The 24765-nt window shown below is 58.6% G+C and carries 23 protein-coding genes; 9 read left to right on the forward strand and 14 right to left on the reverse strand.

Going from position 1 to position 24765, the window contains the following annotated elements; translation table 11 throughout:
* Positions 1-36: 36 nt before the first annotated feature.
* Positions 37-1044 carry an ABC transporter substrate-binding protein gene (locus SWE17_RS03900; protein WP_322991932.1) on the forward strand — a complete coding sequence of 336 codons (1008 nt, stop codon included), beginning with the start codon at positions 37-39 and terminating at the stop codon, positions 1042-1044.
* A gap of 27 nt (positions 1045-1071) precedes the next feature.
* On the opposite strand, the gene SWE17_RS03905 is transcribed toward SWE17_RS03900, so the two are convergent.
* Positions 1072-2634: a transglycosylase SLT domain-containing protein gene (locus SWE17_RS03905; RefSeq protein WP_416234961.1), complete on the reverse strand. Its 1563-nt coding sequence runs from the start codon at positions 2632-2634 to the stop codon at positions 1072-1074.
* A 29-nt stretch (positions 2635-2663) separates the two neighbouring features.
* Positions 2664-3434, reverse strand: coding sequence for a hydroxyacylglutathione hydrolase (gene gloB, locus SWE17_RS03910; protein WP_322991814.1), 771 nt, complete (start codon positions 3432-3434; stop codon positions 2664-2666).
* Here gloB and SWE17_RS03915 point away from each other — a divergent pair.
* The 4 genes from SWE17_RS03915 (at position 3433) to SWE17_RS03930 (ending at position 9244) form a co-directional block, all read left to right on the forward strand.
* Positions 3433-4272 (forward strand): class I SAM-dependent methyltransferase, encoded by an 840-nt coding sequence (locus SWE17_RS03915; RefSeq protein ID WP_416234959.1) that lies wholly within the window; start codon positions 3433-3435, stop codon positions 4270-4272. The genes gloB and SWE17_RS03915 overlap by 2 nt on opposite strands.
* On the forward strand, positions 4259-4705 hold the full coding sequence (gene rnhA / locus SWE17_RS03920; protein WP_322991816.1) for a ribonuclease HI: 447 nt from the start codon (positions 4259-4261) through the stop codon (positions 4703-4705). Before SWE17_RS03915 ends, rnhA begins: the two co-directional genes overlap by 14 nt.
* A gap of 131 nt (positions 4706-4836) precedes the next feature.
* The gene (locus SWE17_RS03925) at positions 4837-6174 is read left to right on the forward strand and encodes an efflux RND transporter periplasmic adaptor subunit (RefSeq protein WP_322991817.1); all 1338 of its coding nucleotides are present in this window, start codon (positions 4837-4839) and stop codon (positions 6172-6174) included.
* Positions 6161-9244 carry an efflux RND transporter permease subunit gene (locus SWE17_RS03930; protein ID WP_322991818.1) on the forward strand — a complete coding sequence of 1028 codons (3084 nt, stop codon included), beginning with the start codon at positions 6161-6163 and terminating at the stop codon, positions 9242-9244. Before SWE17_RS03925 ends, SWE17_RS03930 begins: the two co-directional genes overlap by 14 nt.
* Positions 9245-9330: 86 nt before the next feature.
* Here SWE17_RS03930 and glp read toward each other — a convergent pair whose 3' ends face one another.
* The 4 genes from glp to SWE17_RS03950 form a co-directional block, all read right to left on the reverse strand.
* A complete protein-coding gene (gene glp / locus SWE17_RS03935) occupies positions 9331-10641 on the reverse strand; it encodes a gephyrin-like molybdotransferase Glp (protein WP_416234962.1) in 1311 nt (436 codons plus the stop codon).
* 31 nt (positions 10642-10672) lie between these two features.
* A complete protein-coding gene (gene mobA / locus SWE17_RS03940; RefSeq protein ID WP_322991820.1) occupies positions 10673-11296 on the reverse strand; it encodes a molybdenum cofactor guanylyltransferase MobA in 624 nt (207 codons plus the stop codon).
* A 5-nt stretch (positions 11297-11301) separates the two neighbouring features.
* Positions 11302-12444: a GTP 3',8-cyclase MoaA gene (gene moaA / locus SWE17_RS03945; RefSeq protein ID WP_322991821.1), complete on the reverse strand. Its 1143-nt coding sequence runs from the start codon at positions 12442-12444 to the stop codon at positions 11302-11304.
* Between the two features lie 65 nt (positions 12445-12509).
* Positions 12510-13943, reverse strand: a complete 1434-nt coding sequence (locus SWE17_RS03950) for an aldehyde dehydrogenase family protein (protein ID WP_322991822.1) — start codon at positions 13941-13943, stop codon at positions 12510-12512.
* A 159-nt stretch (positions 13944-14102) separates the two neighbouring features.
* Here SWE17_RS03950 and ppa point away from each other — a divergent pair, with 159 nt between their 5' ends.
* Entirely contained in the window at positions 14103-14633 is a 531-nt protein-coding gene (gene ppa, locus SWE17_RS03955; protein WP_322991823.1) for an inorganic diphosphatase, read from the forward strand.
* A 122-nt stretch (positions 14634-14755) separates the two neighbouring features.
* Here ppa and SWE17_RS03960 read toward each other — a convergent pair whose 3' ends face one another.
* Together SWE17_RS03960 and SWE17_RS03965 are read right to left on the reverse strand one after the other, a co-directional pair.
* Positions 14756-15817 (reverse strand): STAS-like domain-containing protein, encoded by a 1062-nt coding sequence (locus SWE17_RS03960; RefSeq protein WP_322991824.1) that lies wholly within the window; start codon positions 15815-15817, stop codon positions 14756-14758.
* A 260-nt stretch (positions 15818-16077) separates the two neighbouring features.
* Positions 16078-17277 carry a GNAT family N-acetyltransferase gene (locus SWE17_RS03965; RefSeq protein ID WP_322991825.1) on the reverse strand — a complete coding sequence of 400 codons (1200 nt, stop codon included), beginning with the start codon at positions 17275-17277 and terminating at the stop codon, positions 16078-16080.
* A gap of 4 nt (positions 17278-17281) precedes the next feature.
* On the opposite strand from SWE17_RS03965, the gene SWE17_RS03970 reads away from it, so the two are divergent.
* A complete protein-coding gene (locus tag SWE17_RS03970; RefSeq protein WP_322991826.1) occupies positions 17282-18955 on the forward strand; it encodes an NAD+ synthase in 1674 nt (557 codons plus the stop codon).
* A 35-nt stretch (positions 18956-18990) separates the two neighbouring features.
* Entirely contained in the window at positions 18991-19329 is a 339-nt protein-coding gene (locus SWE17_RS03975) for a P-II family nitrogen regulator (RefSeq protein WP_322991827.1), read from the forward strand.
* A 58-nt stretch (positions 19330-19387) separates the two neighbouring features.
* On the opposite strand, the gene SWE17_RS03980 is transcribed toward SWE17_RS03975, so the two are convergent.
* The 6 genes from SWE17_RS03980 to SWE17_RS04005 form a co-directional block, all read right to left on the reverse strand.
* Positions 19388-19996, reverse strand: coding sequence for a TIGR00730 family Rossman fold protein (locus SWE17_RS03980; protein ID WP_322991828.1), 609 nt, complete (start codon positions 19994-19996; stop codon positions 19388-19390).
* Between the two features lie 5 nt (positions 19997-20001).
* A complete protein-coding gene (locus SWE17_RS03985) occupies positions 20002-20412 on the reverse strand; it encodes a diacylglycerol kinase (protein WP_322991829.1) in 411 nt (136 codons plus the stop codon).
* 22 nt (positions 20413-20434) lie between these two features.
* Positions 20435-20908, reverse strand: coding sequence for an RDD family protein (locus SWE17_RS03990; protein ID WP_416234963.1), 474 nt, complete (start codon positions 20906-20908; stop codon positions 20435-20437).
* Positions 20909-20970: 62 nt separating this feature from the next.
* Positions 20971-21717, reverse strand: coding sequence for a DUF3106 domain-containing protein (locus tag SWE17_RS03995; RefSeq protein WP_322991831.1), 747 nt, complete (start codon positions 21715-21717; stop codon positions 20971-20973).
* On the reverse strand, positions 21710-22156 hold the full coding sequence (locus SWE17_RS04000; protein ID WP_322991832.1) for a DUF3619 family protein: 447 nt from the start codon (positions 22154-22156) through the stop codon (positions 21710-21712). The genes SWE17_RS03995 and SWE17_RS04000 overlap by 8 nt, the downstream gene beginning before the upstream one ends.
* The gene (locus tag SWE17_RS04005) at positions 22153-22719 is read right to left on the reverse strand and encodes an RNA polymerase sigma factor (protein WP_322991833.1); all 567 of its coding nucleotides are present in this window, start codon (positions 22717-22719) and stop codon (positions 22153-22155) included. Before SWE17_RS04005 ends, SWE17_RS04000 begins: the two co-directional genes overlap by 4 nt.
* 281 nt (positions 22720-23000) lie before the next feature.
* Between SWE17_RS04005 and SWE17_RS04010 the strand changes: the two genes are divergently transcribed.
* The gene (locus SWE17_RS04010; RefSeq protein WP_322991834.1) at positions 23001-24764 is read left to right on the forward strand and encodes an acetolactate synthase 3 catalytic subunit; all 1764 of its coding nucleotides are present in this window, start codon (positions 23001-23003) and stop codon (positions 24762-24764) included.
* Position 24765 lies beyond the last annotated feature (1 nt).

A 24765-nucleotide genomic window follows, 5' to 3' on the forward strand; every position in this document is an offset into this window, starting at 1 on the left:
GGGCGTGAAAGGCGTCGTGCTTTTTTACTTTCGGCTGTGGGTGCCTTGGCGGTATCTCGCACGGCATTGGCTGCGCCCGATCCTTCACGCTCTGAGCAGCGGACCAACCACCGTGTGAGCATCGCATTGGTCGCGCCACACAGCCTGCACCAATTGCCTTTGACCTTGGCCGACCGGCTCGGGTATTTCAGGCAAGCGGGCATCTCTGTGGAATGGTTGCCTCAAGAGTCAGGTGCCAAAGCTTTGGCCAGTGCCGTGCAAGGGCAAGCTCAAGTGGTCTCGGGTGCGTTTGAACATCTCTTTGGCTTGCAGCAAAAGGGTTTGGGTTACCAAGCGTTTGTTCAGTTGGCACGTACCCCTCAACTCAGTCTGGGTGTTTCAACGCGGCTGAATGTGCGCTCGGTGATGGCCCTCAAAGGGACCCGTGTCGGAGTGACCGCGCTCCAATCCAGCACCCATTTCATGGTGTGTCATTGGTTGATGCAAAACGGCCTTCTGCCGGAGGATGTGGTCTTTGTGGAGGTGGGCTCCTCTGCAAGCGTGGTGGACGCATTGCGCTCTGGCGCCATTGATGCGTTGTGTCACTCCGACCCCATCATGTATGGACTGGAGCAGCGCAATGAGATTCGACTGTTGGGCGAGGCCCGCACGCTGGTGGCTTCTCGAAAACTCATGGGTGGCCCGGTTTCCGGCACTAGCTTGTGGGCCCGATCGGATTATTTACAAAAGCAGCCTGAGCTGACGCAAGCTTTGAGCGATGCGGTCGTCCACGCCCTCAAATGGCTGCAAACGGCAGGTTTGACCGACATTTTGAAGACGGTGCCCTCTACACATTGGGAGGGTGACCGGGCCATTTATTTGGGGGCATTCGAAAAACTGCGCGAGTCGTTTGCGCTCGATGGCTTGTTCTCTGCAGAGGCTGTGACCAACGCTTGGCATGCCTACAACCGATTGCCTGACCGTCAAGTGGGTGTTCGTCCGGTTTTGACCTCGTCCTACACCAACAGTTTTGCGGTGAAATCCAAAACCCGCTTCGCCGCTTAGCGTGCCTACCCAGGGTGGGCTGGGCGGTTATTTTTTGCTGGATGGGGCTTTCTTTTTGGCTTTTTGACTGGTTTGCCGATTGGCTGGGGGGCGCTCTGGCTTGTTTGCACTGGGGCGGGTCACGCGTCTGGCGCCTTGAGAAGGTACCAAGATGGTCAAAGTTTGCCCAGCAGTCAAATGCGCGTTGGCTTTTAACTTGTTCCAAGATGCCATATTGGCTTCTGAGACACCATGGCGGGCAGCCAAGCTGGCCAGAGAATCACCTTTACGGGCTTTGACCGCGATCCTTTTGAGTACCATTTCAGGGGCGAGTCCCAGTTGGCCGTTATCAGCCAGGTGTTCGGTCACATCGTTGTCCAGCTGCCCTTTGCGGTGCACCAACAGGGTGGAGCCAGCCGTGATCATCATCCGCAATGGGATGTCATTGACCGAGCGCAATTGCTCCACGGGCATGCCCAATTGTTGTGCCACTTCTTCGGGCTTCATGGTCTTGGGCGCTTGCCAAGCTGTCCATGTGGCCAGTGGTTTGTTGGCATGGGCTTGCAGGTTACGTTCAAACACCGTGGCGTTGTCCCAGGGCAGCAAAATTTGCGGCGTTCCGGCCGCCAAGATCACAGGGCGGCGCATCGAGGGGTTGAGGGCTTTGAAGTCCTCCAATCTGACCGCGGCCAATTTGACCGCGACGGCCACGTCGATGTCCCGCTCGATCGGCACACTTTTGAAATAGGGGTGGTTCTGAATCAGAGGCAGCTGGGTGTTGAAGACTTCCGGTTGCGCCACGATGTTCTTCACCGCCTGCAGTTTGGGCACGTAGTAGCGCGTTTCGTTGGGCATGTTCAGATCGCTGTAAGTCAGCGGTTTGCCCTGGGCTTTGTTTCGGGCCAGTGCTCTGCCCACACTGCCTTCTCCCCAGTTGTAGGCGGCCAAGGCCAGCTGCCAATCGCCAAACATGCCGTAGAGCTTTTGAAGGTAATCCAGTGCGGCGCGGGTCGATTCCAGCACGTCCCGACGGTCGTCTCTGAACAGGTTCTGTTTCAAGTCGAAGTACTTGCCCGTGGCCGGCATGAACTGCCACATGCCTGCGGCCTTAGCACTTGAGACAGCTTGGGGGTTGAAGGCAGACTCAATGAAGGGGAGCAAAGCCAGCTCGGTGGGCATGTTGCGCCGCTCCAGTTCTTCGACCACATGGAATAAATAGGGGCGAGAACGCTCGGTCATGCGCAGCATGTAATCTGGGCGGCCCGAATACCATTGCTCACGGTTGCGTACCAGGTCGTTCTCAAGGTCGGGCATCGCAAACCCCCGGCGAATCCTCTCCCAGATATCTCTGGGCGGCGTAAGGGCCAAATTACTGCGGGGTTTGAGGCCCATGACCGACTCGTCCGTCAATGGGTTGTTTCTTTCGGGGGAGTTTTCGGCTTGAGTTTGTTTTACTGGCTCAGTTGTCTCCGCAGCTTGAACCTGTTCTTTGGTTGGGACCAAAGCGGGGCCAGTGTTGGGTGCCGTGGCGCAAGCGCCCAAAAATAACGTCAGCCCCAAACAGCTGGCCGCAAACAAGCGTCGCCCAGCGTAAGAGTGGGTTGGCCAGATCAATTTATGGTGGGAGACCCAAGCGTTCTTCAAAATTCGTTTTTCCAGTTGCGAAGCGCCGCAAAGCTGCTGACGTCGTCGATGGCAGTCTTATCGCGCTGCTGAACGGCCAATGTGACCGTTGGGCTGCGGCTGCGCAAAAAGGGGTTGATGGCGCGCTCAGTGGACAACAGCCCAGGCAAGGTGGCCTGGTTTTGTTCGCGCAATTGCATGCACTGCTGAGCGTAGCTTTTCAAGGCCAGGTTCTCAGGATCGACCACCAAGGCAAATTTAAGGTTGGACAGAGTGTACTCATGGGCGCAGCAAACGCGGGTTTCGTCCGGTAAAGCAGCCAAGCGGTCTAGAGAATCAAGCATTTGAGCCGGCGATCCTTCAAAAAGCCGACCACAGCCCCCCGAAAACAGGGTGTCTCCACAAAACAAGATCGGCGCTTGCCCGGGGGGGTGGAGCCAAAAAGCAATGTGACCCAAGGTGTGTCCCGGTACATCGTGCACCATCAGCGTCAAGCCTTGCCATTCGAGCATGTCACCCTGTTGCAAACCCTGTGCAGGTAAAGGCATTTTTTCAAGGGCAGGCCCAAACACTTGGGCCCCTGTTTGTGCGACCAGCTCAGGCAGGCCGCCCGTGTGGTCGGCATGGTGGTGGGTGACTAGAATCCTGTCCAGCGCCACGCTCGGGTTCTTTTCCAACCAAGACAAGACAGGCGCACTGTCACCGGGGTCCACCACAAGTGCGTGTTGGTCGTTGTGCAACAACCAAATGTAGTTGTCAGAGAATGCGGGCAGTGCGATGAGCTTCATGGAGAGTCAGATTATAGAAAGCAAGGAAACAGTACAGACATGGTTGACTCCTTTGGGCCAGCCGGTCGCGTCGCGTTTGTTGTCTTGGGAGCAGAGCCAAGCTGACGAACTTCTGGGCGATGTGTTTGGCTACCACGCTGTGCAATTGGGTTGGCCTGAGCTTCAAGCTCTGCGCAGCAACCGCATGCCCCACCGATGGCTGGCGCAGGCCGAATTCGAAACAATTCAACCAGAAGCCGAGTTGGGGTCTGAGCCTCTGCACAGTCTGTGCTTAGACAGCCGAGCTTGGCCTTGGCCAGCAGACAGTCTGGACTTGGTGGTGTTGCCGCATGCTTTGGAACGCTCTGCCGATCCTCATGCTTGTTTGCGAGAAGTGGCGCGGGTGCTGATTCCCGAAGGTCAAGTGTTGATCACTGGGCTGAACCCCTGGAGCTGGTGGGGGTGGCAGCAAGCACGGGGTCAACGTCAGGTACATGCGCCCCCCGCTGGCACACACATGCCATCGTCCTTGATTGCTTACCGCCGTTTGCGCGACTGGTTGCGTTTGTTGGGTTTTGAAGTTCAGATCAGCCGGTTTGGAGGCTGGACACCGGCAACGGGCAGTGAGTCTTGGATGCAACGTTTGCAATGGATGGATGCTTTGGGTGAGCGGTGGTGGCCCATTTTTGGAGGTGTTTACCTCTTGATGGCCACCAAAAGGGCCCCCGGGGGACGCTTCATCGATGGCCGGCGTTGGCGCGCGGTACGATCGCCGGCTGGTGCGACGGCACCCATTGCCCGCACAGACACACTCATGGGCCCCACTAAGGCCCCGAAAGACACCGTTGAGTCACGTTGAAATTTACACAGATGGCGCTTGCAAGGGCAATCCTGGCCCCGGGGGGTGGGGCGTTCGCTTGCAGTCGGGCCAGCACGTTCAAGAGTTGTGCGGTGGTGAGTTGAACACCACCAACAACCGCATGGAGATGACGGCTGTGATCGAAGGCCTGACTGCGCTCAAGCGGCCTTGTCAGGTCACGCTGTATCTGGACAGTGAATATGTGCGCAAAGGCATCACCGAGTGGATCCATGGTTGGAAAGCCAGGGGGTGGCGCACGGCCGCCAAACAGCCGGTCAAAAATGCCGATTTGTGGCAAAAGCTCGATACCGTGGTGTCATCCTCGGGACACCAAATTGACTGGCGTTGGGTAAAGGGGCATGCGGGTGATCCCGGCAACGAAAGGGCCGATGCACTCGCCAACCAAGGCGTGGACAAGGCTTTGGGCCGTTGAAACGTTCCGTACATAAACCCAAGTGGTCCTGAAACATCCAATCATGCGCGAATGACGCCCTATTGGGTCAGTGCGCAGACGCTGTTACATTTCGAGAGTCTGGGTGAGTTCAACCTGCGAGAGAGATCTGAATGGCTTACAAGAAGAAATACGCTGTGATGGCGTTGGTGGGTGTTTGTGCGGCCTCTGGCGCAGCCTGGTGGTTTCAAAACAAAACCAGTGGTTCCGCCGATGGAGCCCAGCCCTCCGTCACGAGTCCAGCTCCTGCCGGCGCGGGGGCCTCTGCGGGTCCTGCCAAACCGACTGCGATTGAGGTCGCCAAAGTCGAAACTCAAACCTTGGTGGACGAAACGCAAGCCGTGGGCAGTTTGCGATCCCGGCAAGGTGTGATGCTACGCCCTGAAGTGGGAGGGCGTGTCAAACAAATCTTCTTCAACGATGGTCAGCGCGTGCGCAAAGGCCAGGTGATGGTTCAGTTTGAAGACCAGCTGCAGCAAGCCCAGCTGTCCCAGGCCAAGGCCGAGTTGTCGATCGCAGAGGCGAACCACAAACGCAACCAAGAGCTGGTGGCGCAAAACTTCATCAGCAAACGTTCACTGGACGAAAGTGGTGCTGCCCTGGAAGTCACGCGTGCCAAACTGGCTTTGGCCGATGCCACCCTCCAGCGGCTGAAAGTGTTGGCCCCTTTTGACGGTATCACGGGTCTCAAGCAAGTGAACGTGGGCGATTACCTCAAAGACGGCGCGGACATGGTCAACATTGAAGACTTGGACGCCGTTTTGCTCGACTTCCGTTTGCCTGAGCGATTCCAAGCCAAAATCCGCGCGGGTCAAAAAGCCCAGTTGACGGTCGATGCATTGCCAGGTCGTCCTTTCATGGCCGTTGTCCAAGCGGTGGACCCCTTGATCGAGGCCAATGGCCGTTCGGTCGGTGTGCGTGGCTGTATTGATAACCGTCAGCAGCAATTGCGCCCAGGCATGTTTGCCCGCGTGAACGCCGTGTTCGGTTCCCGTGAGAACGCGATGGTCATCCCCGAAGAGGCCATCATTCCTCAAGGCGGCCGCACTTTCGTGGTCAAGGTCGTACCGGGAGAAAAACCTGATTCGCTCATGTCTGAGCGTGTCGCCGTGAAAACTGGTTTGCGCCAGCCGGGCAAGGTGGAAATTTTGGAAGGCTTGGCAGCCGGTGACACCGTGGTCACAGCAGGCCACCAGCGTTTGCAAAAAGACGGGACTGCAGTTCGGGTGATCGACGTGGCCCAACCCGCAGGCGCTAAGCCAGCGGGCGGGCCAGGCCAAGCCGCTGCGCCAGCAGGTGGGGCACCTTCGGCAACCGTTTCTGGAGCGACACCGACAGCACCCGCAGCGGGCAAAGCGCCACAAGGCGCCAAGTCCATGGCCTCAGCCAACCCAAATGCGGCCATGTCTGGTCCTAACCCGTGCCTGAGGGGTGCAGATGCAGCTCGCTGAAACTTCGATCCGGCGGCCAGTTCTGGCCGTCGTGATGGCTCTGCTGATTATGCTGATTGGCGCCGTGAGCTTCAAAAGCCTCTCGCTGCGTGAATATCCCAAAATCGACGAGCCCACAGTCACGGTAACCACCCGTTATGTGGGTGCATCTGCCGAGGTGATCGAGTCTCAGGTCACCAAGCCGCTGGAAGATTCGATTGCCGGCATCGACGCGGTGGATGTCATCACCTCCATCAGCCGGGCCGAGCAATCGCAAATCACCGTGCGTTTCCGCCTTGAAAAAGACGCTGACACGGCGGCCGCTGAAGTGCGCGACCGCACCTCCCGTGTGCGTAACCGATTACCTCAAGCGATTGAGGAGCCCGTCATTGCGAAGGTGGAGGCCGATGCCTTTCCGGTGATTTGGCTGGCATTTTCCAGCGACACTTTGAACGCATTGCAAATCAACGATTTGGTCAACCGTGTGGTGAAGCCGCGTTTGCAAACCGTGACCGGGGTGGCCGATGTGCGCATCTTCGGTGAGCGCAAGTACGCCATGCTGGTGTCGCTTGATGCTGCTCGCCTGTCCTCTTACAAGCTCACGCCTCAAGACGTGGAGGACGCGATACGACGCAGCAACTTGGAGTTGCCCGCGGGTCGGATCGAGTCCACCAACCGCGAATTCAGCGTTTCTTCTCAAACCGACTTGATCCGTCCAGGGCAATTTGGTGACATCGTGATTCGCAGCGTGAATGGTTTTCCGGTCAAGCTGCGTGATGTGGCCCAGATCAAGGAAGATGCGGCCAACGACCGCAGTGCGGTTCGTTTGAATGGCCAACCGGCCATTTCGGCTGGCGTGATTCGCCAAGCCACTGCCAACCCGCTCGAGTTGTCCAAGGGCGTGCGCGAAATGATTCCCCGACTGAAGGCTGATTTGCCGGGTGATATGGAAATCAACGTGGCCAACGACAACTCGGTATTCATCGACCGGTCCATCAAGAACGTTTTCCAAACCATCGTCGAAGCTGTAGTGTTGGTGGCTTTGGTGATTTTTGTGTTTTTGCGCACCTTGCGTGCCTCGGTCATCCCCATCATCACCATTCCAGTCAGTTTGATTGGCACATTTGCCATGATGGCTTTGGCGGGATTCACCATCAACACCTTGACTTTGTTGGCACTGGTGCTGGCGATCGGCTTGGTGGTGGACGATGCGATTGTGGTGTTGGAGAACATTTACCGGCACATCGAAGAAGGCTTGGACCCGTTTTCAGCTGCCATCAAAGGTGTGCGTGAAATCAGTTTTGCCGTCATTGCAATGACTTTGACGCTGGCGGCTGTTTTTGCACCCTTGGCCTTCACGCCGGGGCGTACAGGCAAGTTGTTTGGTGAGTTTGCCTTGGCACTGGCCGGCGCTGTGGTGGTGTCAGGTTTTATCGCGCTGACGCTGACGCCGATGCTGAGCTCCAAACTTCTGCGTCACAACCCCAATCCGAGTTGGTTTGATCGGAACATGGAGCGTTGGCTCACAGCCCTCTCGAACGGCTATGAAAAACTCCTCGGCTTCATTTTGACCCGTGCCCGATGGGTTGTGGTGCTGGTGATGCTGAGTTCGGGCGTTGGTATTGCCTTGATCTACCCCACGATGAAGCAGGAGTTGGCGCCGCTGGAAGATCGGGGTACGATTTTGGCAACCATCAACGCACCGGATGGTTCGACACTCCAGTACACCGACCGCTATGCCAAGTCTTTGGAGAAAATAGGTCAAGCCTATCCAGAGTTCGACAGAATTTTTGCCAACATGGGCAACCCAACCGTGGGGCAAGGCACCGTGGTTTACCGCGCAGTAGATTGGGACGAGCGCAAGCGCACCACCCTCGAAATTGCACGTGAAATGGGGGCCAAGTTCAACGGTTTGCCGGGTGTGAATGCATTCCCGATCACGCCGCCTTCTTTGGGACAGGGCTTCCGTGAGCGACCTTTGAATTTCGTGATTCAAACCTCGGACAGCTACCAAAATCTGAACCAACTGACCCGTCAGATCATGGACGAAGTGGCTAAAAACCCCGGCATTTTGTCGCCCGATGTCGATTTGCGTTTGAACAAACCAGAGCTGCGGATTGATGTAGATCGGGTCAAAGCGGCCGAGCTGGGGGTCAGTATCGATGTGGTGGCTCGAACGATTGAGACCATGTTGGGCGGCCGAGTCGTGACGCGCTACAAACGCGATGCCGAGCAGTACGATGTGATTGTGCAAACCCAGTCATCGGCCCGCAACACCCCCGATGACATCGATGTGATCCAAGTGCGCGGCCGCAACGACACCATGGTTCCGTTGTCGAGTTTGGTCAAAGTGCGCGAAAGCGTCTCGCCACGCGAGTTGAACCACTTTGGTCAGCGCCGCTCGGTGTCCATCACCGCCAACTTGGCGCCTGATTACTCCTTGGGCGAGGCCATCAAGTTCATGGACGCTACCGCCGCCAAGTTGCTCAAACCCGGTTACACGACCGAATTGAATGGTACCTCGCGCGAATTTAAAAATTCACAGGGCGCTTTGGTGATTGTGTTTGTGCTGGCGCTGTTCTTCATCTTTTTGGTCTTGGCGGCTCAGTTTGAAAGTTTCATCGACCCCCTGGTGATCATGTTGTCGGTGCCCTTGTCCATGATCGGGGCCTTGTTGGCGCTCAAGTTCACGGGGGGTTCTCTGAACGTTTACTCTCAAATTGGCCTGATCACCTTGGTGGGCTTGATCACCAAACACGGCATTTTGATTGTGGAGTTCACCAACCAGCTGCGCGAGCAAGGCATGGCGATGAAAGAGGCCTTGGTCAAGGCTTCCGCACAGCGTCTGCGTCCGATCTTGATGACCACGGGTGCCATGGTTCTCGGGGCTGTGCCACTGGCCCTTGCGACGGGTGCTGGCGCAGAAAGCCGCACACAAATTGGCTGGGTGATCGTGGGCGGCATGAGCCTGGGGACTTTGCTGGCCATTTTTGTGGTGCCCACCATGTATTCTTTGCTGGCCCGCAAGGCGGTACCGGGACCCAACAAATCGGTGGCGCACGACTTGCCGCATGAAACGCAAGCCCATTGAGTGTCTGGTCCGGGGGGTAAAACCCCTGTGCCTCAACAAAAAAGCGGCCTAGGCCGCTTTTTTGTTGGGGAGCAAGGGCTGTTTGTTCACAGGTGCCCGCCAAACATCATCACATCCACCTCGTCGCCCACAGCCACGTTGCCTTGGGCGTGGCCCAGAACGATCAGGCCGTTGGCTTGCACCATGGAGCTGAGCACACCCGAGCCTTGGTTGCCGGTGATGCTGACCTGCAAGTCGCCCGCCGCGTTGGTGCTGACGATGCCGCGCTGGTATTCGGTGCGGCCGGGCTTCTTGCGCAGCGCCTCGGTGCTTTTCGCTTTGAGCAGCGGCAAGGCAGGTGCTTGCCAGCCCATGAGCTGCTGCAGAGCAGGGCGCACAAAGGCGGCAAAGGTGACCATGACGGCCACGGGGTTGCCCGGCAGGCCAAACAGCACCGCTGAGCGTTCGCCACGCTGGATGCGGCCTACCGCCATGGGGCGGCCAGGGCGCATGGCGATGCGCCAAAAGGCCACATCGCCCAGTTTTTTCATCATGGCCTTGGTGTGATCGGCCTCGCCCACGCTCACGCCGCCGCTGGTGATGATGGCGTCGGCCTGTGCAGCCGCATCCACAAAAGCTTGTTCCAGCGCGGCAGGCTCGTCGCGCACCACGCCCATGTCGATCAGCTCGCAGCCCAGCGCCTGCACCATGCCGGCCACGGTGTAGCGGTTGCTGTCGTACACCGCGCCTTCGCGGGGCGCTTCGCCCAGGCTCAGGATTTCGTCACCGGTTGAGAAATAGGCCACTTTGGGTCTGCGCCACACGCTGACGCTGGGCAAGCCCAGGCTGGCCAGCAAGCCACAGGCAGCAGGCGCGAGGCGCGTGCCTGCACGCAGGGCAGCTTGTCCTGCCATCAGGTCTTCGCCCAAAAGGCGGCGGTTGTCGCCCACTTGCAGCATGCCGGGCGGGATGTGGACGGTGTCGCCGTCCACCTTCACCAGCTCTTGCGGAGCTACGGTGTCAAGCCCAGCGGGCATGATGGCCCCGGTCATGATGCGCACGCACTCGCCCGCATTCACCGTGCCTTGCCAGGCAGCACCGGCAAACGCGGTGCCTACAACGGTGAGGGGTGTCGAGCGGTCGGTCAGCAGTTCCGCGCCGCGCAGGGCGTAGCCGTCCATGGCCGAGTTGTCGTGAGGTGGCACGCTGATGGGTGAGACCACGTCTTGCGCCAAGATGCGGCCATGGGCCTGCATCAAGGGCACGATTTCTTGTTCGCGCACGGGCTGAACCAGCTGGGCCAAAAAGTCGTTCACATGGCGGGCCGACAGGGCTTGAGGGTCGTAGCCTTGCAGGCGTTCGGCGATCTCGTTCAGGGACAGAGTGGAAGACTGGGCGGGAGACAAGGGCGTGGTCATGGTCTGCGCGGCCATTGTGTGGCCATGGGATTCAGAGGGCTTCGAGTTGCTGCAGCTCGGCCAGCGTGTTGGCGTTGGCAAAGGCCTGCGCGCTGTCGCCGGGCAGGTCAAACGGGACGATGGCGCAGCGGTGCTGTGCGGTCCAAGCGTCGATCTTGCGGCCACCGCCTTGGGTGAACTTCACCAAATTCTCGAGCAGATCGGTTTTGAGCAGGCAAAACACCGGCTGCGGGCGCACCGTGCCATCGGCCTCTGGGGCTGCGGCCATGGCCAGATCGGCGTCTTGGGCGTCCATGGCCTCATAGAGGCGCTCTACCAGATCGAGTGGAAAAAGTGGCGTGTCACAAGGCACCGTGAGCATGAGCGGGGTTTCGCAGCGCTCCAAACCCGTTTGAAAACCCGCCAGAGGCCCAGCAAAACCGTCGATGCTGTCGGGCCAAACCGGCACGCCCAGCGATTCGTAGGCCGCCAGGTTGCGGTTGGCGTTGATCAGCACTTCTTGCAGTGGCAGGCTTTGCAACTGCAGGCGCATCAGGGTTTGCAAAGCCAGTGGCAGGCCATGGAAGTTTTGCAAGCCTTTGTCGCTGCCGCCCATGCGCGAGCCGCGCCCGCCAGCAAGGATGAGGCCCGTGATGCCGGGTGCGTTGTTGTTCATGGCCTTCAGCCTCCGATGTAGCTCATTTCCACCCGACGGCCGGGGCCGCTGGCGGTGTCCGGCCCGCGCAAGCTGCGCAAACGCGAGTATTGGTCGGTGCGTCCGCGCCAAATGGCGTCCACAGTCTGGGCCAGCTCGTGGTCAGACTGGGCCGGGTCGCGCAACAATTGGCGCAAGTCGTAGCCCTGGCTGGCAAACAGGCACAAATACAAGCGACCTTCGGTGGACAGGCGTGCGCGGTTGCAGTCGCCACAAAAGGCTTGCGTCACGCTGCTGATCACACCCACTTCACCCAAGCTCGGGTCGTGCTCGCCTTGGGCGTTGGCGTAACCCCAGCGCTCGGCAGTTTCGCCCGGGACGGTGGGGTCCAGTTGCACCAGCGGCAACTCCGTTTGCAGCCGGCGGATCACCTCGGCGCTGGGCAGCACCTCGTCCATGCACCAGCCATTGGTTGCGCCCACGTCCATGTATTCAATGAAGCGCAGCACGATGCCCGTACCCCTGAAATGCCGCGCCATGGGCAAAATTTCGTGGTCGTTGGTGCCGCGCTTGACCACCATGTTGACCTTGATTGGCCCCAAACCCGCCGCCCGCGCCGCCTCGATCCCGGCCAGCACATCGGCCACCGGAAAGTCCACGTCGTTCATTTGGCGAAAAACCGCATCGTCCAGGCCGTCCAGGCTGACGGTGACGCGTTGCAGGCCGGCGTCTTTCAAGCTTTGCGCCTTGCGTGCCAACAGCGAGCCGTTGGTGGTCAGGGTCAAGTCGAGTGGCAAACCCTCTGGCGTGCGAAGCGCGGCCAGTTGTTCGATCAGGATCTCGATGTTCTTGCGCAGCAAAGGTTCACCGCCCGTCAGGCGGATTTTGCGTACACCCCGGCCCACAAAAACGGTGGCAATGCGGGTGATTTCTTCAAAGCTCAGCAAATGGCTGTGCGGCAGGTAGGCGTAGTCCTTGTCAAAGATTTCCTTGGGCATGCAGTAGCTGCATCGGAAGTTGCAGCGGTCGGTCACGCTGATGCGCAAATCGGTCAGGGGTCGGCGCAGGCCGTCCAGCGGCAAGGCGCTCAGGTCTTGCCCTGCAGGCAGGGCAGGCAAGGGCAGACTGGGATGGCGCTGATCAACCAGCGGAATGACGCGTTCAGACATAGCCAACGATTGTGCCCGACCCGCCACCCCCTTGGAGGTGGCATGGTCAAGCGTTAGGGTTCGTTTCAGCCGTGCGCGATGGCAACGGTTTTGAGGGTGGTGAAGCCCAACAGCGCTTCCAGGCCTTTTTCGCGGCCGTAGCCCGATGACTTGACGCCGCCAAAGGGCAGCTCCACCCCGCCCGCTGCGCCGTAGTTGTTGATGAAGACTTGGCCGCTGCGCACGCGTTTGGCCATGCGGAATTGGCGACCGCCGTCACGCGTCCAAATGCCCGCCACCAAACCGAACTCGGTGGCGTTGGCCAGCTCGACTGCGTGGTCTTCGTCTTTGAAGGCCATGGCCGACAGCACGGGACCAAACACCTCTTCTTGCGCCAAACGGTGCATCACCGGCACGTCACGCAAGAGCACCGGGGCTTGGTAGTAACCACCTGCGGGGACGCCGGGCGCAATCTGGCCTTGCGCCACGGTGGCGATGCCATCGGCCCGGGCTTGGTCCAAAAAGCCGGTCACCCGCTCCAACTGGCTGGCGCGGATCAGGGGCCCCAAGTCCAGATTCATGGCGGCCGAGCCCACTTGCAGGCGGCTGAAGGCCTCGCCCAAGCGGGCCAGCAGGGGCTCGTAAATGCCTTGCTGAATCAGCACCCGCGAACCTGCGCTGCAGGTCTGGCCGGAGTTTTGCACGATGGCGTTGACCACCACGGGAATGGCCGCGTCCAAGTCGGCGTCGTCAAAAATGATTTGGGGGCTCTTGCCGCCCAGCTCCAGGGTGACCGGGCAGTGGCGCTCGGCGGCCACTTGCTGGATCAGTGTGCCCACACGGGGGCTGCCCGTGAAGCTGATGTGGTCGATGCCGGGGTGGCGGGACAGCGCGTCGCCCACCTCGTGGCCATAACCGGTGACGATGTTCAAGGCACCGGCCGGAAAGCCGACTTCGGCCGCCAGTTGCGCCACGCGGATCAGGCTCAGGCACGCGTCTTCGGCAGGCTTGACCACACAGGCGTTACCCGCCGCCAAGGCGCCACCCACACTGCGCCCAAAAATCTGCATCGGGTAATTCCAGGGGATCACATGGCCGGTGACGCCATGCGGCTCGCGCCAGGTCAAGACGCTGTAGCCGTTTTGGTAGGGCAGGGTCTCGCCGTGCAGCTTGTCGCAAGCCCCGGCGTAAAACTCAAAGTAACGCGCCAGGGCCACCGCGTCGGCGGCGGCTTGTTTGGTGGGTTTGCCGCAATCGCGCTGCTCCAGCGCGGCTAGTTCGCCTGCGTTTTCAGCCACTTTGCGCGACAGGGCCATCAACAAGCGCCCACGTTCCACGCCCGTCAACCGCCCCCAAGGCCCATTGAATGCAGCGCGGGCCGCTTGTACGGCCTGGTCGATGTCAGCCGCTTGGCTGCGCGGGATCTGATCAAACACCTGCCCGTCAGACGGGTCCAGCACGTCGATGGTCTGGCCGGCCAGGGCAGGGACGGATTGGTTGGCGATGAAGTTGTGTTGCATGCCACCATTGTCGGTTGTGCCGCAGCCTTGGAAATCACGCAAGAGACATCACGCCCATAAGCGGATCAAGAGCCTTCGCTTTCGCAAGCGCCGTGAAAGTAAAATCGGGGTTAATCCCTAGGATTTTCCGATTCCTCTTAACTTTCAAAAGCAGACACCATGTCCCTGAACAAAGTCACCCCCGGCAGCAAAGTACCCGACGCATTCAACGTCATCATCGAAATCCCGATGAACTCCGACCCTGTGAAGTACGAAGTGGACAAAGAGTCCGGCGCTTTGTTTGTGGACCGCTTCATGGGCACCGCCATGCACTACCCCACCAACTACGGCTACGTGCCCCAGACCATCGCCGGTGACGGTGACCCGGTCGACGTGTTGGTGATGACGCCCTTCCCGCTGCCCCCAGGCGTGGTGGTGTCGTGCCGCGCCATTGGCATCTTGCTGATGGAAGACGAAGGCGGCATGGACGGCAAGATCTTGGCCGTGCCCACAGAAAAAATCCTGCCCATCTACGCCAACATCAAGGCCCTGGCTGACGTGCACGAGCTGCAGCTCAAGCAAATCGCCCACTTCTTTGAGCACTACAAAGACCTGGAAAAAGGCAAATGGGTCAAGGTCAAGGGCTGGGAAGGCGTCGAATCCGCCGCCAAAGAACTGATGGACGGCATCGCCAACTACAACAAGGCCTGAACGCCTGGCTCAATGGCTTCTGACTGAAGCCCTTGAACCCCAAAACGCTTGCCCGGTTTGCGCCGCGCAGGCGTTTTTTTATGGGCGAGCATTCAGCGCTTGTTGCTGCGTATGGTGGTGCTTCAGCCCCGCTCACCCCCAAACAAACTCACCAACTTGGCCACCTCGGGGCTCATGCCCATGGTCTTCAGGCGAATGTGGGGGTGGGCTGTGGCAAAGACTCGGAACACCTCGTCCACAAAAGCCTGGCCCACATGGACCACGCCTTCGAAGTCGAGGATCACGGTCTTGAACTGGGTGGCGCGGTTCATCACCCATTTGGCTTGCGAGCGTGACACCAGTTCACTGCTCAGCTGGGCCAAGCGCACCGGAATTTCTGTGGTGTGAAAGGCATCGCCAGGCTCGGCATCGCCCACATTGCTGGACTCAAAATATTTGAAATAAACATCATTGCCCGTGCGTGTGCTGTCTAGCGCAATGGCCATGCGCACCACCGTCTGCGCTTGGGCGGGCTTGAGCTGCGCGCTGGCGTCGATCCAGTCAAAACGGGGCAGGGGAGCGTTGGCCTCATTCGGGTCAAAACGCAAGCCGAACGACTCGATGGCAAAGCCATCCATCATCCGCGATGACACAAAAATACCCATGCCCGAATGGCCCAAGGGCGCGGTGGTGTACTTGCCCTTGGCCAGCTCCAAAATGGCCAAGCGCGGGTCAAACAAATCAGCGGCTTTGGCAATCTTGCGGAAGATCCCCTCGCCGTCATCGGCCACCAACATCTGCAATTGCCCGTCCTGCACATGCATGCCCATCACCACCTGCTGCCCGCTGGAATGGTCGAGGGCGTTGTTCAGCATTTCGGTGAATGCGGTGTAAGCCAGGTTTTTGACATTGGGCTGCAAGTCTGCCAACAAAGCCGCCAAATGCTGTTCCCACACCACCATCTCGCCGCCCCGCCGCACGATGTCGGCAAGGGGTTCCACTCTTAACCAAAAGCGCTTGTCGCCCAGGCTGTAGGTTTGCCGGGTACCCGTGCCGTGGCGTTGCAAGTAGCCTGCATCGGCCAGCTTCTTGATGCGCCGCGAAACAGCCACCCGCGTCAAGCCCGTTTGCTCGGTCGCTGCGGTGGCCATGGCACCGCCTTGGGGCGCACAGCTCAGGATGATTGCATCGTTGACGTCCAGCATTTGTATCGTGAATTGGTATTTGAATTTGAATTATTGTATATCTTGCTAAATTTTATTGATGCTTCCATGCTTATTGGTAGGCCGTTTCAGCCCGCAATTGTGGGTGCAGTGACTTGATGAAGGCAAGCCTGCTCCTCGATTTCACTTCCAAATTGGCCCAGCGTCCCTTCCTGTGTGGTGACAGAAACCAGTGTCCAAGGCGAAGCGACAGAATGTGTCGGAAGGGGGCGGTGGCCGATGTCTGACCTGAAGGTGCCGACTTACAAGTTGGGCTGCTGCGTTTGTTTGAGTGGTGAGTGCTGATTGAGCGCTTCGAGGTAGTTCTCCACCCCCGCTTTTTCCCGCTCTAGAAACCGGGCCACTGCCTCAGAAAACGCCGGGTGCGCCAGCCAGTGGGCGCTGTGTGTGGGTGTAGGCAGCAGGGCGCGGGCCATTTTGTGTTCGCCTTGTGCGCCGCCTTCAAAGCGTTTGAGGCCGTGCTGGATGCACCATGCGATGGGCTGGTAGTAGCAGGCTTCAAAGTGCAGGCAGTCCACCCGCGCAAGCGCCCCCCAATAGCGGCCGTAGGCCACTTCGGGCTGGCCAGCGGCGTCCATGTGAAGGCCGATCAGGCTGATGCCGATGGGTTGGCCCGCGTGTTCTGCCACAAACAGCAGCCAGTTGGCGGCCATGTCGGTGCGCATGGCCTCAAAAAACGCCGGGGTCAAATAGGGCGCGTTGCCGTGTTCCCAATAGGTCTGCTGGTAGCAGCGCAGCAGCACGGCCCAGTCGTCGCCTGTCATGTCAGGGCCACGCACGGCGCGAAAGCTGACGCCCGCCTCCCGCACTTTGCGGCGTTCTTGCCGGATTTTTTTGCGTTTTTCTTGCGTCAGGCTGGCCAAAAAGTCATCAAAGTCGCGCCAGCCTTGGTTTTGCCAATGGAACTGCACTTGGTCGCGCTGCAGCAGCCCGGCTTGCTCGCAGGCTTGCAAGTCTTGCGCGCTGCCAAACAGGATGTGCAGCGAGGGGATGTTGTTGGTTTGGCAAATGTCCAGCAAGGCGGCCAGCAGGGCTTGGCGGGCGGCGTCAGATTCAGCCAGCAGGCGGCTGCCGGGCACGGGTGTGAAGGGCGAGGCGACCAGCGCTTTGGGGTAATAGTCCAGGCCGTGGCGCTGGTAGGCGTCGGCCCAGGCGTGGTCGAACACGTATTCGCCGCGTGAGTGGGTCTTGATGTAGAGCGGGCAGGCGGCGGCCAACACATCGCCTTGCGAGGTGCTGCGCCACAGGCTGATGACTTGCAGCGTCCAACCGGTCTCGGGCGCGGCCGATTGGCTGGTCTGCATGGCTGACAAATAGGCATGCTGCATGAAGGGGGAAGGGGCGTCTTGCCGGGCGAGCAGTCCGTCCCAGGCTTCGGGCGCGATGGCACTCAGGTCGTCTTGCACCCGGGTGACATAATTCAAGCTCACATTTTCCAGCACCTGTATGACTCTCCAAATTCGTGTGGCCCAGCTCAACTTTGTCGTCGGTGACATGCCGGGCAATGCCCGCAAGATCATCGATTTCGCCACCCGGGCGCATGCCGAGGGCGCGCGCTTGGTGTTGACGCCCGAGCTGTCGATTTGCGGCTATGCGGCCGAAGACTTGTTGCTGCGCCCCGCCTTCATTGACGCCTGTGATGATGCCCTGAAAACAGTGGCCCGCGAACTGGCTGGGTTAAAAGGTTTGCATGTGGTGGTGGGCCACCCCGAAGGCGGCGGCCTGCGCACCCGCAGCGTGGCGGTGACGCGCCGCCACAACCGCGCCAGCGTGCTGTGCGAGGGGCAGGTGGTGTGTGCTTACGACAAGCGCGAGTTGCCTAACTACCAGGTTTTTGACGAGCGCCGCTACTTCACTCCCGGCAACGGGGTGGGTGTGTTCGAGGTCGAGGGTGTGCGCGTGGGCTTGCTGATTTGCGAAGACGCTTGGTTTGACGAACCGGCCCGTTTGGCGCGAGACGCGGGCGCGCAAATGCTGGCGGTGCTGAACGCCTCGCCTTTTCATGCGGGCAAGGGCCCGGAGCGTGAGCAGCGCATGCGCGAGCGCGTGGCCGATTGCGGTCTGCCCCTGGTTTACGCGCACTTGGTCGGCGGGCAAGACGAGGTGATTTTTGAAGGCCGCTCCTTTGCGCTCAATGCCCACGGCGAAACCGTGGCGCGGGCTGAAGGTTTTCGCGAGGCGGCCATGACGGTGCAAGTTCAAGCCGCGGCAAACGGTGTGGATGTGAGCGCTGCGCCCGAGGCCTTGGTGCCCATGGCCAGCGCCGATGCCGAGTTGTGGGATGCGCTGGTGTTGGGCGTGCGCGACTATTTGGACAAAAACGGTTTCAAGGGTGCGATTTTGGGCCTGTCGGGCGGCATCGATTCGGCGCTGGTGTTGGCGATTGCGGTGGACGCGATCGGGGCCGACAAGATCCACGCGGTGATGATGCCTTCGCCCTACACGGCCGACATCAGCTGGATCGATTCGCGCGACATGGTCAAGCGCTTGAACGTGCGTTATGACGAAATTTCGATTGCGCCACTGTTTGACGGCTTCAAACAGGCGCTGTCGGTCCAGTTTGAGGGCCTGAAAGAAGACACGACCGAAGAGAACATTCAGGCCCGCATTCGCGGCACGCTGCTCATGGCGCTGTCCAACAAGACCGGGGCGATTGTGTTGACCACCGGCAACAAGAGCGAGATGGCCACGGGGTACTGCACGCTGTATGGCGACATGGCGGGCGGTTTTGCGGTGATCAAAGACGTGGTCAAGACCCGCGTGTTTGACCTGGCCCGCTGGCGCAACCTTCATGATCCGTATGGCACGGGCAGCCAACCGATCCCCGAGCGCATCATCACCCGCCCGCCCAGCGCCGAGCTGCGCCCCGACCAAAAAGACCAAGACAGCCTGCCCGCGTATGAGGTGCTGGACGCGATCATTCAGCGTTACATGGAAAACGACGAGGGCGTGGAAGCGCTGATTGCCGATGGCTTTGAACGGGCCGATGTGGAAAAAGTGACCCGCCTGATCAAGCTCAACGAGTACAAACGCCGCCAATCCCCTGTGGGCATTCGCGTGACGCACCGCAGTTTTGGCAAGGATTGGCGTTATCCTATGACCAACAAATTCCGCGCCTGATTTCGGGCAACCACCATTCTTTGAGGACTTTCCCCATGAAACAGATCACCGCCGTCATCAAGCCCTTCAAGCTGGAAGAAGTGCGCGAAGCCTTGGCCGAATGCGGCGTGACGGGCCTCACCGTCACCGAAGTTAAGGGTTTTGGCCGTCAAAAAGGCCACACCGAGTTGTACCGGGGTGCCGAGTATGTGGTCGACTTTTTGCCCAAGGTCAAGGTCGAGGTGGTGGTCAAGGACCAAGACTTGGACAGCTGTGTGGACGCCATCATCAAGGCAGCGCGCACCGGCAAGATCGGTGACGGCAAGATTTTTGTGACCACGGTCGAACGCGTGATCCGTATTCGCACCGGCGAGCAAGACGAAACTGCGGTTTGATGGGAAAGCCGGGCTCTCTTTGAACGGCTCTCTTAGCCCGGCTCAGTTCACGCAAAGATCAGAGCAGTTCGACTTTGGCGCGGGGAGAAAAGCCTGCTTTTTGCACCAAGCTTTGCAGCAGCGCTTCGGGCTCAGTGCCCAGGGTGACCAGTTCGGTCTGCCAATCGCCCATGAAACCGTCTTGCACCACTTGACCGATGAAGGACATCAGCCCATCGTAGTAGCCGAGGCTGTTGAGGATGCCCACGGGCTTGTCGTGGTACCCCAGCTGTCGCCAGGTCCAGACCTCAAACAACTCTTCAAACGTGCCGATGCCGCCGGGCAATGCCAAAAAAGCGTCGGCTTTGTCGGCCATCAGGCGTTTGCGCTCGTGCATGGTGTCGACCACATGAAGTTCGGTGCAACCATGGTGCGCCCATTCTTTTTCGACCAATGCTTTGGGGATGATGCCGATCACGGTGCCACCAGCAGCCAAAGTGGCTTCGGCCACCAAGCCCATCAGGCCATTGCGTCCGCCACCGTAGACCAATTGACCACCATGCTGGCCGATCCAAGTGCCTACTTGGACGGCAATTTGAGAAAACTCGGGTTTGTTGCCAGGTTTTGAGCCGCAGTAAACGCAGAGCGAGAAGGCGGGCGATGTCTGAATTGAGGCGGTGGCGTCCATTGGGTTCACGCCAAACGCTGCCAAAGTGCGCCGACCCAAACCCCCACACACAGCAGCAGACTGAGCAGTACGGCAGCGCTGCCCATGTCTTTGGCACGCTTGGACAAGTGATGCCATTCTGGGCCAATCCGGTCAATGGCCGATTCGATGCAGGTGTTGAGCAATTCAACAATCATGACCAGCAGCACCGTACCGGCCAGCAAGGCCGTTTCGACCCAGCTTTGACCCAGCCAGAAAGCCAAGGGCAACAAGCCTGCGGCCAAGATGGCTTCTTGACGAAACGCAGTTTCCCCCCAGCCTGCGCGAAGTCCTTGAAGTGAATACCCTCCCGCATGGAGGACTCGGTTCAGTCCTTTGCGGGCTTTTTGTGGGTTCACGGTGTCGGCAGGGGAGTGTGCGTTTGTGGGTTCTTGCATGGCGCGCGAAAAGTCAAACTATTCAGGTGGCTGTCGTGACCAGCCGTGTCCCTGCAATTGCATCATGCCAAAACTGGCCTTGCGGGTGAAAGCGGCTGAGGACAGCCCAGACGGCCACCCAGCCCAAGGTCAAAACAGTCAATTCGACCACAGGCAGCCCGAGTGCTGAAGAGACCGCCAAAGGGGGGAGGAACCAAATCCAGCTGGTGAGGTAGCGTTTGAAGGCCGTTTTTCGACTGATTTTTTGACCATCGGTGGCCACAATTTGAATCCGCCAGGTCTTCATGGCCAGGGTCTGACCGCGCCGCCACATCCAAATGAAATACAGACCCAAAACCAAAAAGCTAGACGCCTGCAAGCCTGATTTGAGTTGAGGGTGGACGTTCATGTCGCCAGGAGCCAACCCTGTCGCCCAATAGGCGGCCACAAAATAAACCAGCCCAGAAGACACCATGACGCCAAACAACAGCATGCCTTCGTAAAGCCAGCAGGCCATGCGTCGCTTGAGTGATGGGGTGGACATGTCCTGCAGGGGAGCGCTGCTGGAGGGCTGAAGCATCATGAGGGTGCCGTTTCAGTGGAGGGCTTGAGATCTTCGGACATGTCTGTCGATGAGGGCAAGGGCGTGCCTTGCTTGGGTGAGACCACAGTCGGCTGACGTGGCAACAGGGTTTTGCGGTCAATTGCAGCCGCTGCATGGGGGCTGCCAGAAGGGGCCTTGACAGCTGTTTGGACTTGGCGGTGGGGATCTACCGGCTTGATGGTCGGCGCGGCACTTTTGGTGGGACCGATTGAGCCTGAACTGAGCAAACGCTTTTCTTCTTTAGGCAAGGCTTGGTAGGCTTCCCAAGCGGCTTTTTTATCCTCCTTGGGCAAGTTTTGGAACTGATTGAAGTTCAAACGAGCCAAGTTACGTTGTTGAGGGCTCAAGTCCACCCAATCGGCCATGCGTGAATGCATGGTGACCTGATCGGCCACGGGCAGTTGCGTGAAATTCTTTGAAAGAGTCAGCCACTTGGCTTGTTGCTGCGCGCTCAAGGCACTCCATTGGGCCCCTAACGGGGCCAGTGCTTGTCTTTGCATGGGCGTCAGTTGATGCCAGGCACTGGATATGGGGGATGTCGCCGTAAGGCGTGTCGCGTTGGGTTTTGTGTTGGAAGTTTGAGGACCAGGTGGGGAAACCACAGCACTGGGCAAGCTGGTTTGCGCAGCCGCATTCAGCCACCCCAGAGCCAATAAACTGCCCAAACTTACGATGAGATAAGTTTTCCGCAGAAAAATGCGACCCAAATGCAACTCAGTCATGCTGTTCCGAGGCGCTGTGTTTGATTTTCAAAAACTGGGCAAAACCGGCATCGGTGTATGCATGAGGAGGTAATTCGTCAGTCAAAAGAGCCGAGTCTGTAGCAGCGATTTCTACAGCGATGTGGTCATCTTTGACTGCCTGAATGGTCAGAAGACCCACGACCAATGCCAACAAGGGCAATGAAGAAGCCAGAACACTCCAAAGCCCTAAGCCTTCGTCGCCCGATACTGTCAAAGTGCCGTTTGCATTGACCTGATTGTTTTGAACCTGTCGGAGTTGTGCCGCAGTTTTGCGATGCCCGATCGCCAATTGGCGAGCGACGCGAAGACGCTCCGAAATGTCGTGCGACAAATCAGTACTGGCGAGGGTGAGTTGGCCCGAAAAGTAGTGGCCCAATTGATCAATTTGGGCTTCAGTGGAAGTGTTCGCGTGTTTCATGGTCTGATTCCTTGTATTCCCAATGTTTTGCTCAGGGCTTGGATTGCCCGAGAACAATGGGTTTTGACGCTGCCTTCTGAGCAGCCCATCACTGCCGCGGTTTGCGCCACGTCGTGCTCCTCCCAATAACGCAGCAAGAAGGCTTCTCGTTGACGTGCAGGCAAAGCCATGACAGCGGTTTCAATGTGCTCGAGCGTTTGAACCCGGCCAACCCAGTCCTCGGTGCTTTCTGAGACAGCGTTATCAACGTTGTTGCCGGTAACCTCTAGCAAGTCAAAGTCGCCATCTCCGTTAACAGCGTTGAAATCGCCTAAATTGGTAAACAAAGCACCTCTGGTTTTTTGTCGGCGAAACCAGTCCAGTGTGGTGTTGGAGAGGATGCGCTGAAACAACAAGGGCAGTTCTGCCGCGGGCTTGTCTGCGTAATGCGTGCACAGCTTGATCATGCTGTCTTGGAGGATATCCAAGGCCGCATCCTCGTTTCTGACATGGTAGTAAGTGCGTTTGAACGCCTTTTTCTCCATGTTTTTCAGAAAGTCTGCAAGTTCAGAGTCGGATGCCAACGGGATTGCCTTTGCACCATCGTCGGTGTCGCTTGAAAATTGATAAATCAGTTAAATGAAATTATCGCATTGGGAGGCGCAAAACGACGGGGTTTTTATGACATGCATTTGACTGATGCCATAATACCGGGTTGCAATTGAAAAAAAGCAAACGGATCACAGTCCGGCACTTTTACAGTTTGGTGCCCATGTCTGTGGTCTTAAGTCCCAAAGCCACTTCACAAGAGTCGAGCCCAGGGGCACCCAAGGTTTTTCGTTAGAGAAATTCACAAAGGTTGAATATGGAAATGAACAAGGCCGATACGGTCAACACCCCTGCGGGCGCTCAAGAATTGCGCGGCGCAGAAATCCTCGTCAAAGCGCTCCAAGCCGAAAACGTGCAATACATCTGGGGTTACCCCGGCGGTGCTGTTTTGCACATCTACGACGCTTTCTACAAGCAAGACACCATTCAGCACGTCCTGGTGCGTCACGAGCAAGCTGCCGTGCATGCGGCCGACGGTTTTGCCCGTGCCACGGGCGAGGTGGGTGTGGCGCTGGTCACATCGGGCCCCGGCCTGACCAATGCCGTCACCGGCATTGCGACCGCTTACATGGACAGCATTCCGATGGTCATCATCAGTGGCCAAGTGCCCACTGCGGCCATTGGCCTGGATGCCTTCCAAGAATGCGACACCGTGGGCATTACACGTCCTATCGTCAAGCACAACTTCTTGGTCAAAGACGCCAAAGACATGGCCGAGGTCATGAAGAAGGCTTTCCACATTGCACGCAGCGGCCGTCCTGGCCCTGTGGTGGTTGACGTGCCCAAAGACGTCTCTTTCAACAAGACGATGTATTCGGGCTACCCCGAGTCGGTTGAGATGCGTTCTTACAACCCGGTTCGCAAGGGCCACGGCGGTCAGATCCGCAAAGCTTTGCAGTTGTTGATGTCGGCCAAGCGCCCTTACATTTACACAGGCGGTGGTGTGCTCTTGAGCAACGCCAGCGCCGAGCTGCGGGCCTTGGTCGACATGCTCAATGTGCCGGTGACCAACACTTTGATGGGCTTGGGCGCTTTCCCGGCGACCGATCGCCGTTTCCTGGGCATGCTGGGCATGCACGGTACGCTCGAAGCCAACAACGCCATGCAAAACTGTGACGTTTTGTTGGCAGTGGGTGCACGGTTTGACGACCGCGTGATCGGTAACCCCAAGCACTTTGCCTCGGTGGATCGCAAGATCATCCACATTGACATTGACCCATCGAGCATCTCCAAGCGCGTGAAAGTGGATGTGCCGATCGTGGGCGACGTGAAAGACGTGCTGACCGAACTCATGGGCATGATCCGAGAGTCTGGCCAAAAACCCGATCCTCAGGCCTTGGCCCAGTGGTGGGAAACGGTTGAAGGCTGGCGCAAACGCGATTGCATGAAGTACGACAACAGCAACTCGCTCGTCATCAAGCCGCAAAAAGTCATTGAGACCTTGTGGGACATGACAAAAGACGCGGATGCTTACATCACATCTGACGTGGGTCAGCACCAGATGTGGGCCGCTCAGTACTACAAGTTCAACGAACCACGTCGCTGGATCAACTCCGGTGGTTTGGGCACCATGGGCGTGGGCATTCCCTATGCCATGGGCATCAAATTGGCCAAGCCAGACAGCGAAGTGTTCTGCGTGACGGGCGAAGGCTCGGTGCAGATGTGCATTCAGGAACTCTCGACCTGCTTGCAGTACAACACACCCATCAATGTGGTGGCCCTGAACAATGGTTATTTGGGCATGGTGCGCCAGTGGCAGGAGATTGATTACTCCGGTCGTTACAGCCACAGCTACATGGATGCTTTGCCCAATTTCGTGAAGTTGGCCGAAGCTTATGGCCACGTCGGCATCTTGGTTGAAAAACCAGAGGATGTGGAGCCCGCCTTGCGCGAAGCCCGCAGGCTCAAGGACCGCACGGTTTTCTTGGACATCCGAACTGACCCAACAGAAAACGTGTTCCCGATGGTGCAGGCCGGCAAGGGCATCACCGAGATGCTCATGGGCGTGGAGGACCTGTAAT

This window comes from Limnohabitans sp., from assembly GCF_034680285.1.
Taxonomy (GTDB): domain Bacteria; phylum Pseudomonadota; class Gammaproteobacteria; order Burkholderiales; family Burkholderiaceae_C; genus Limnohabitans_A.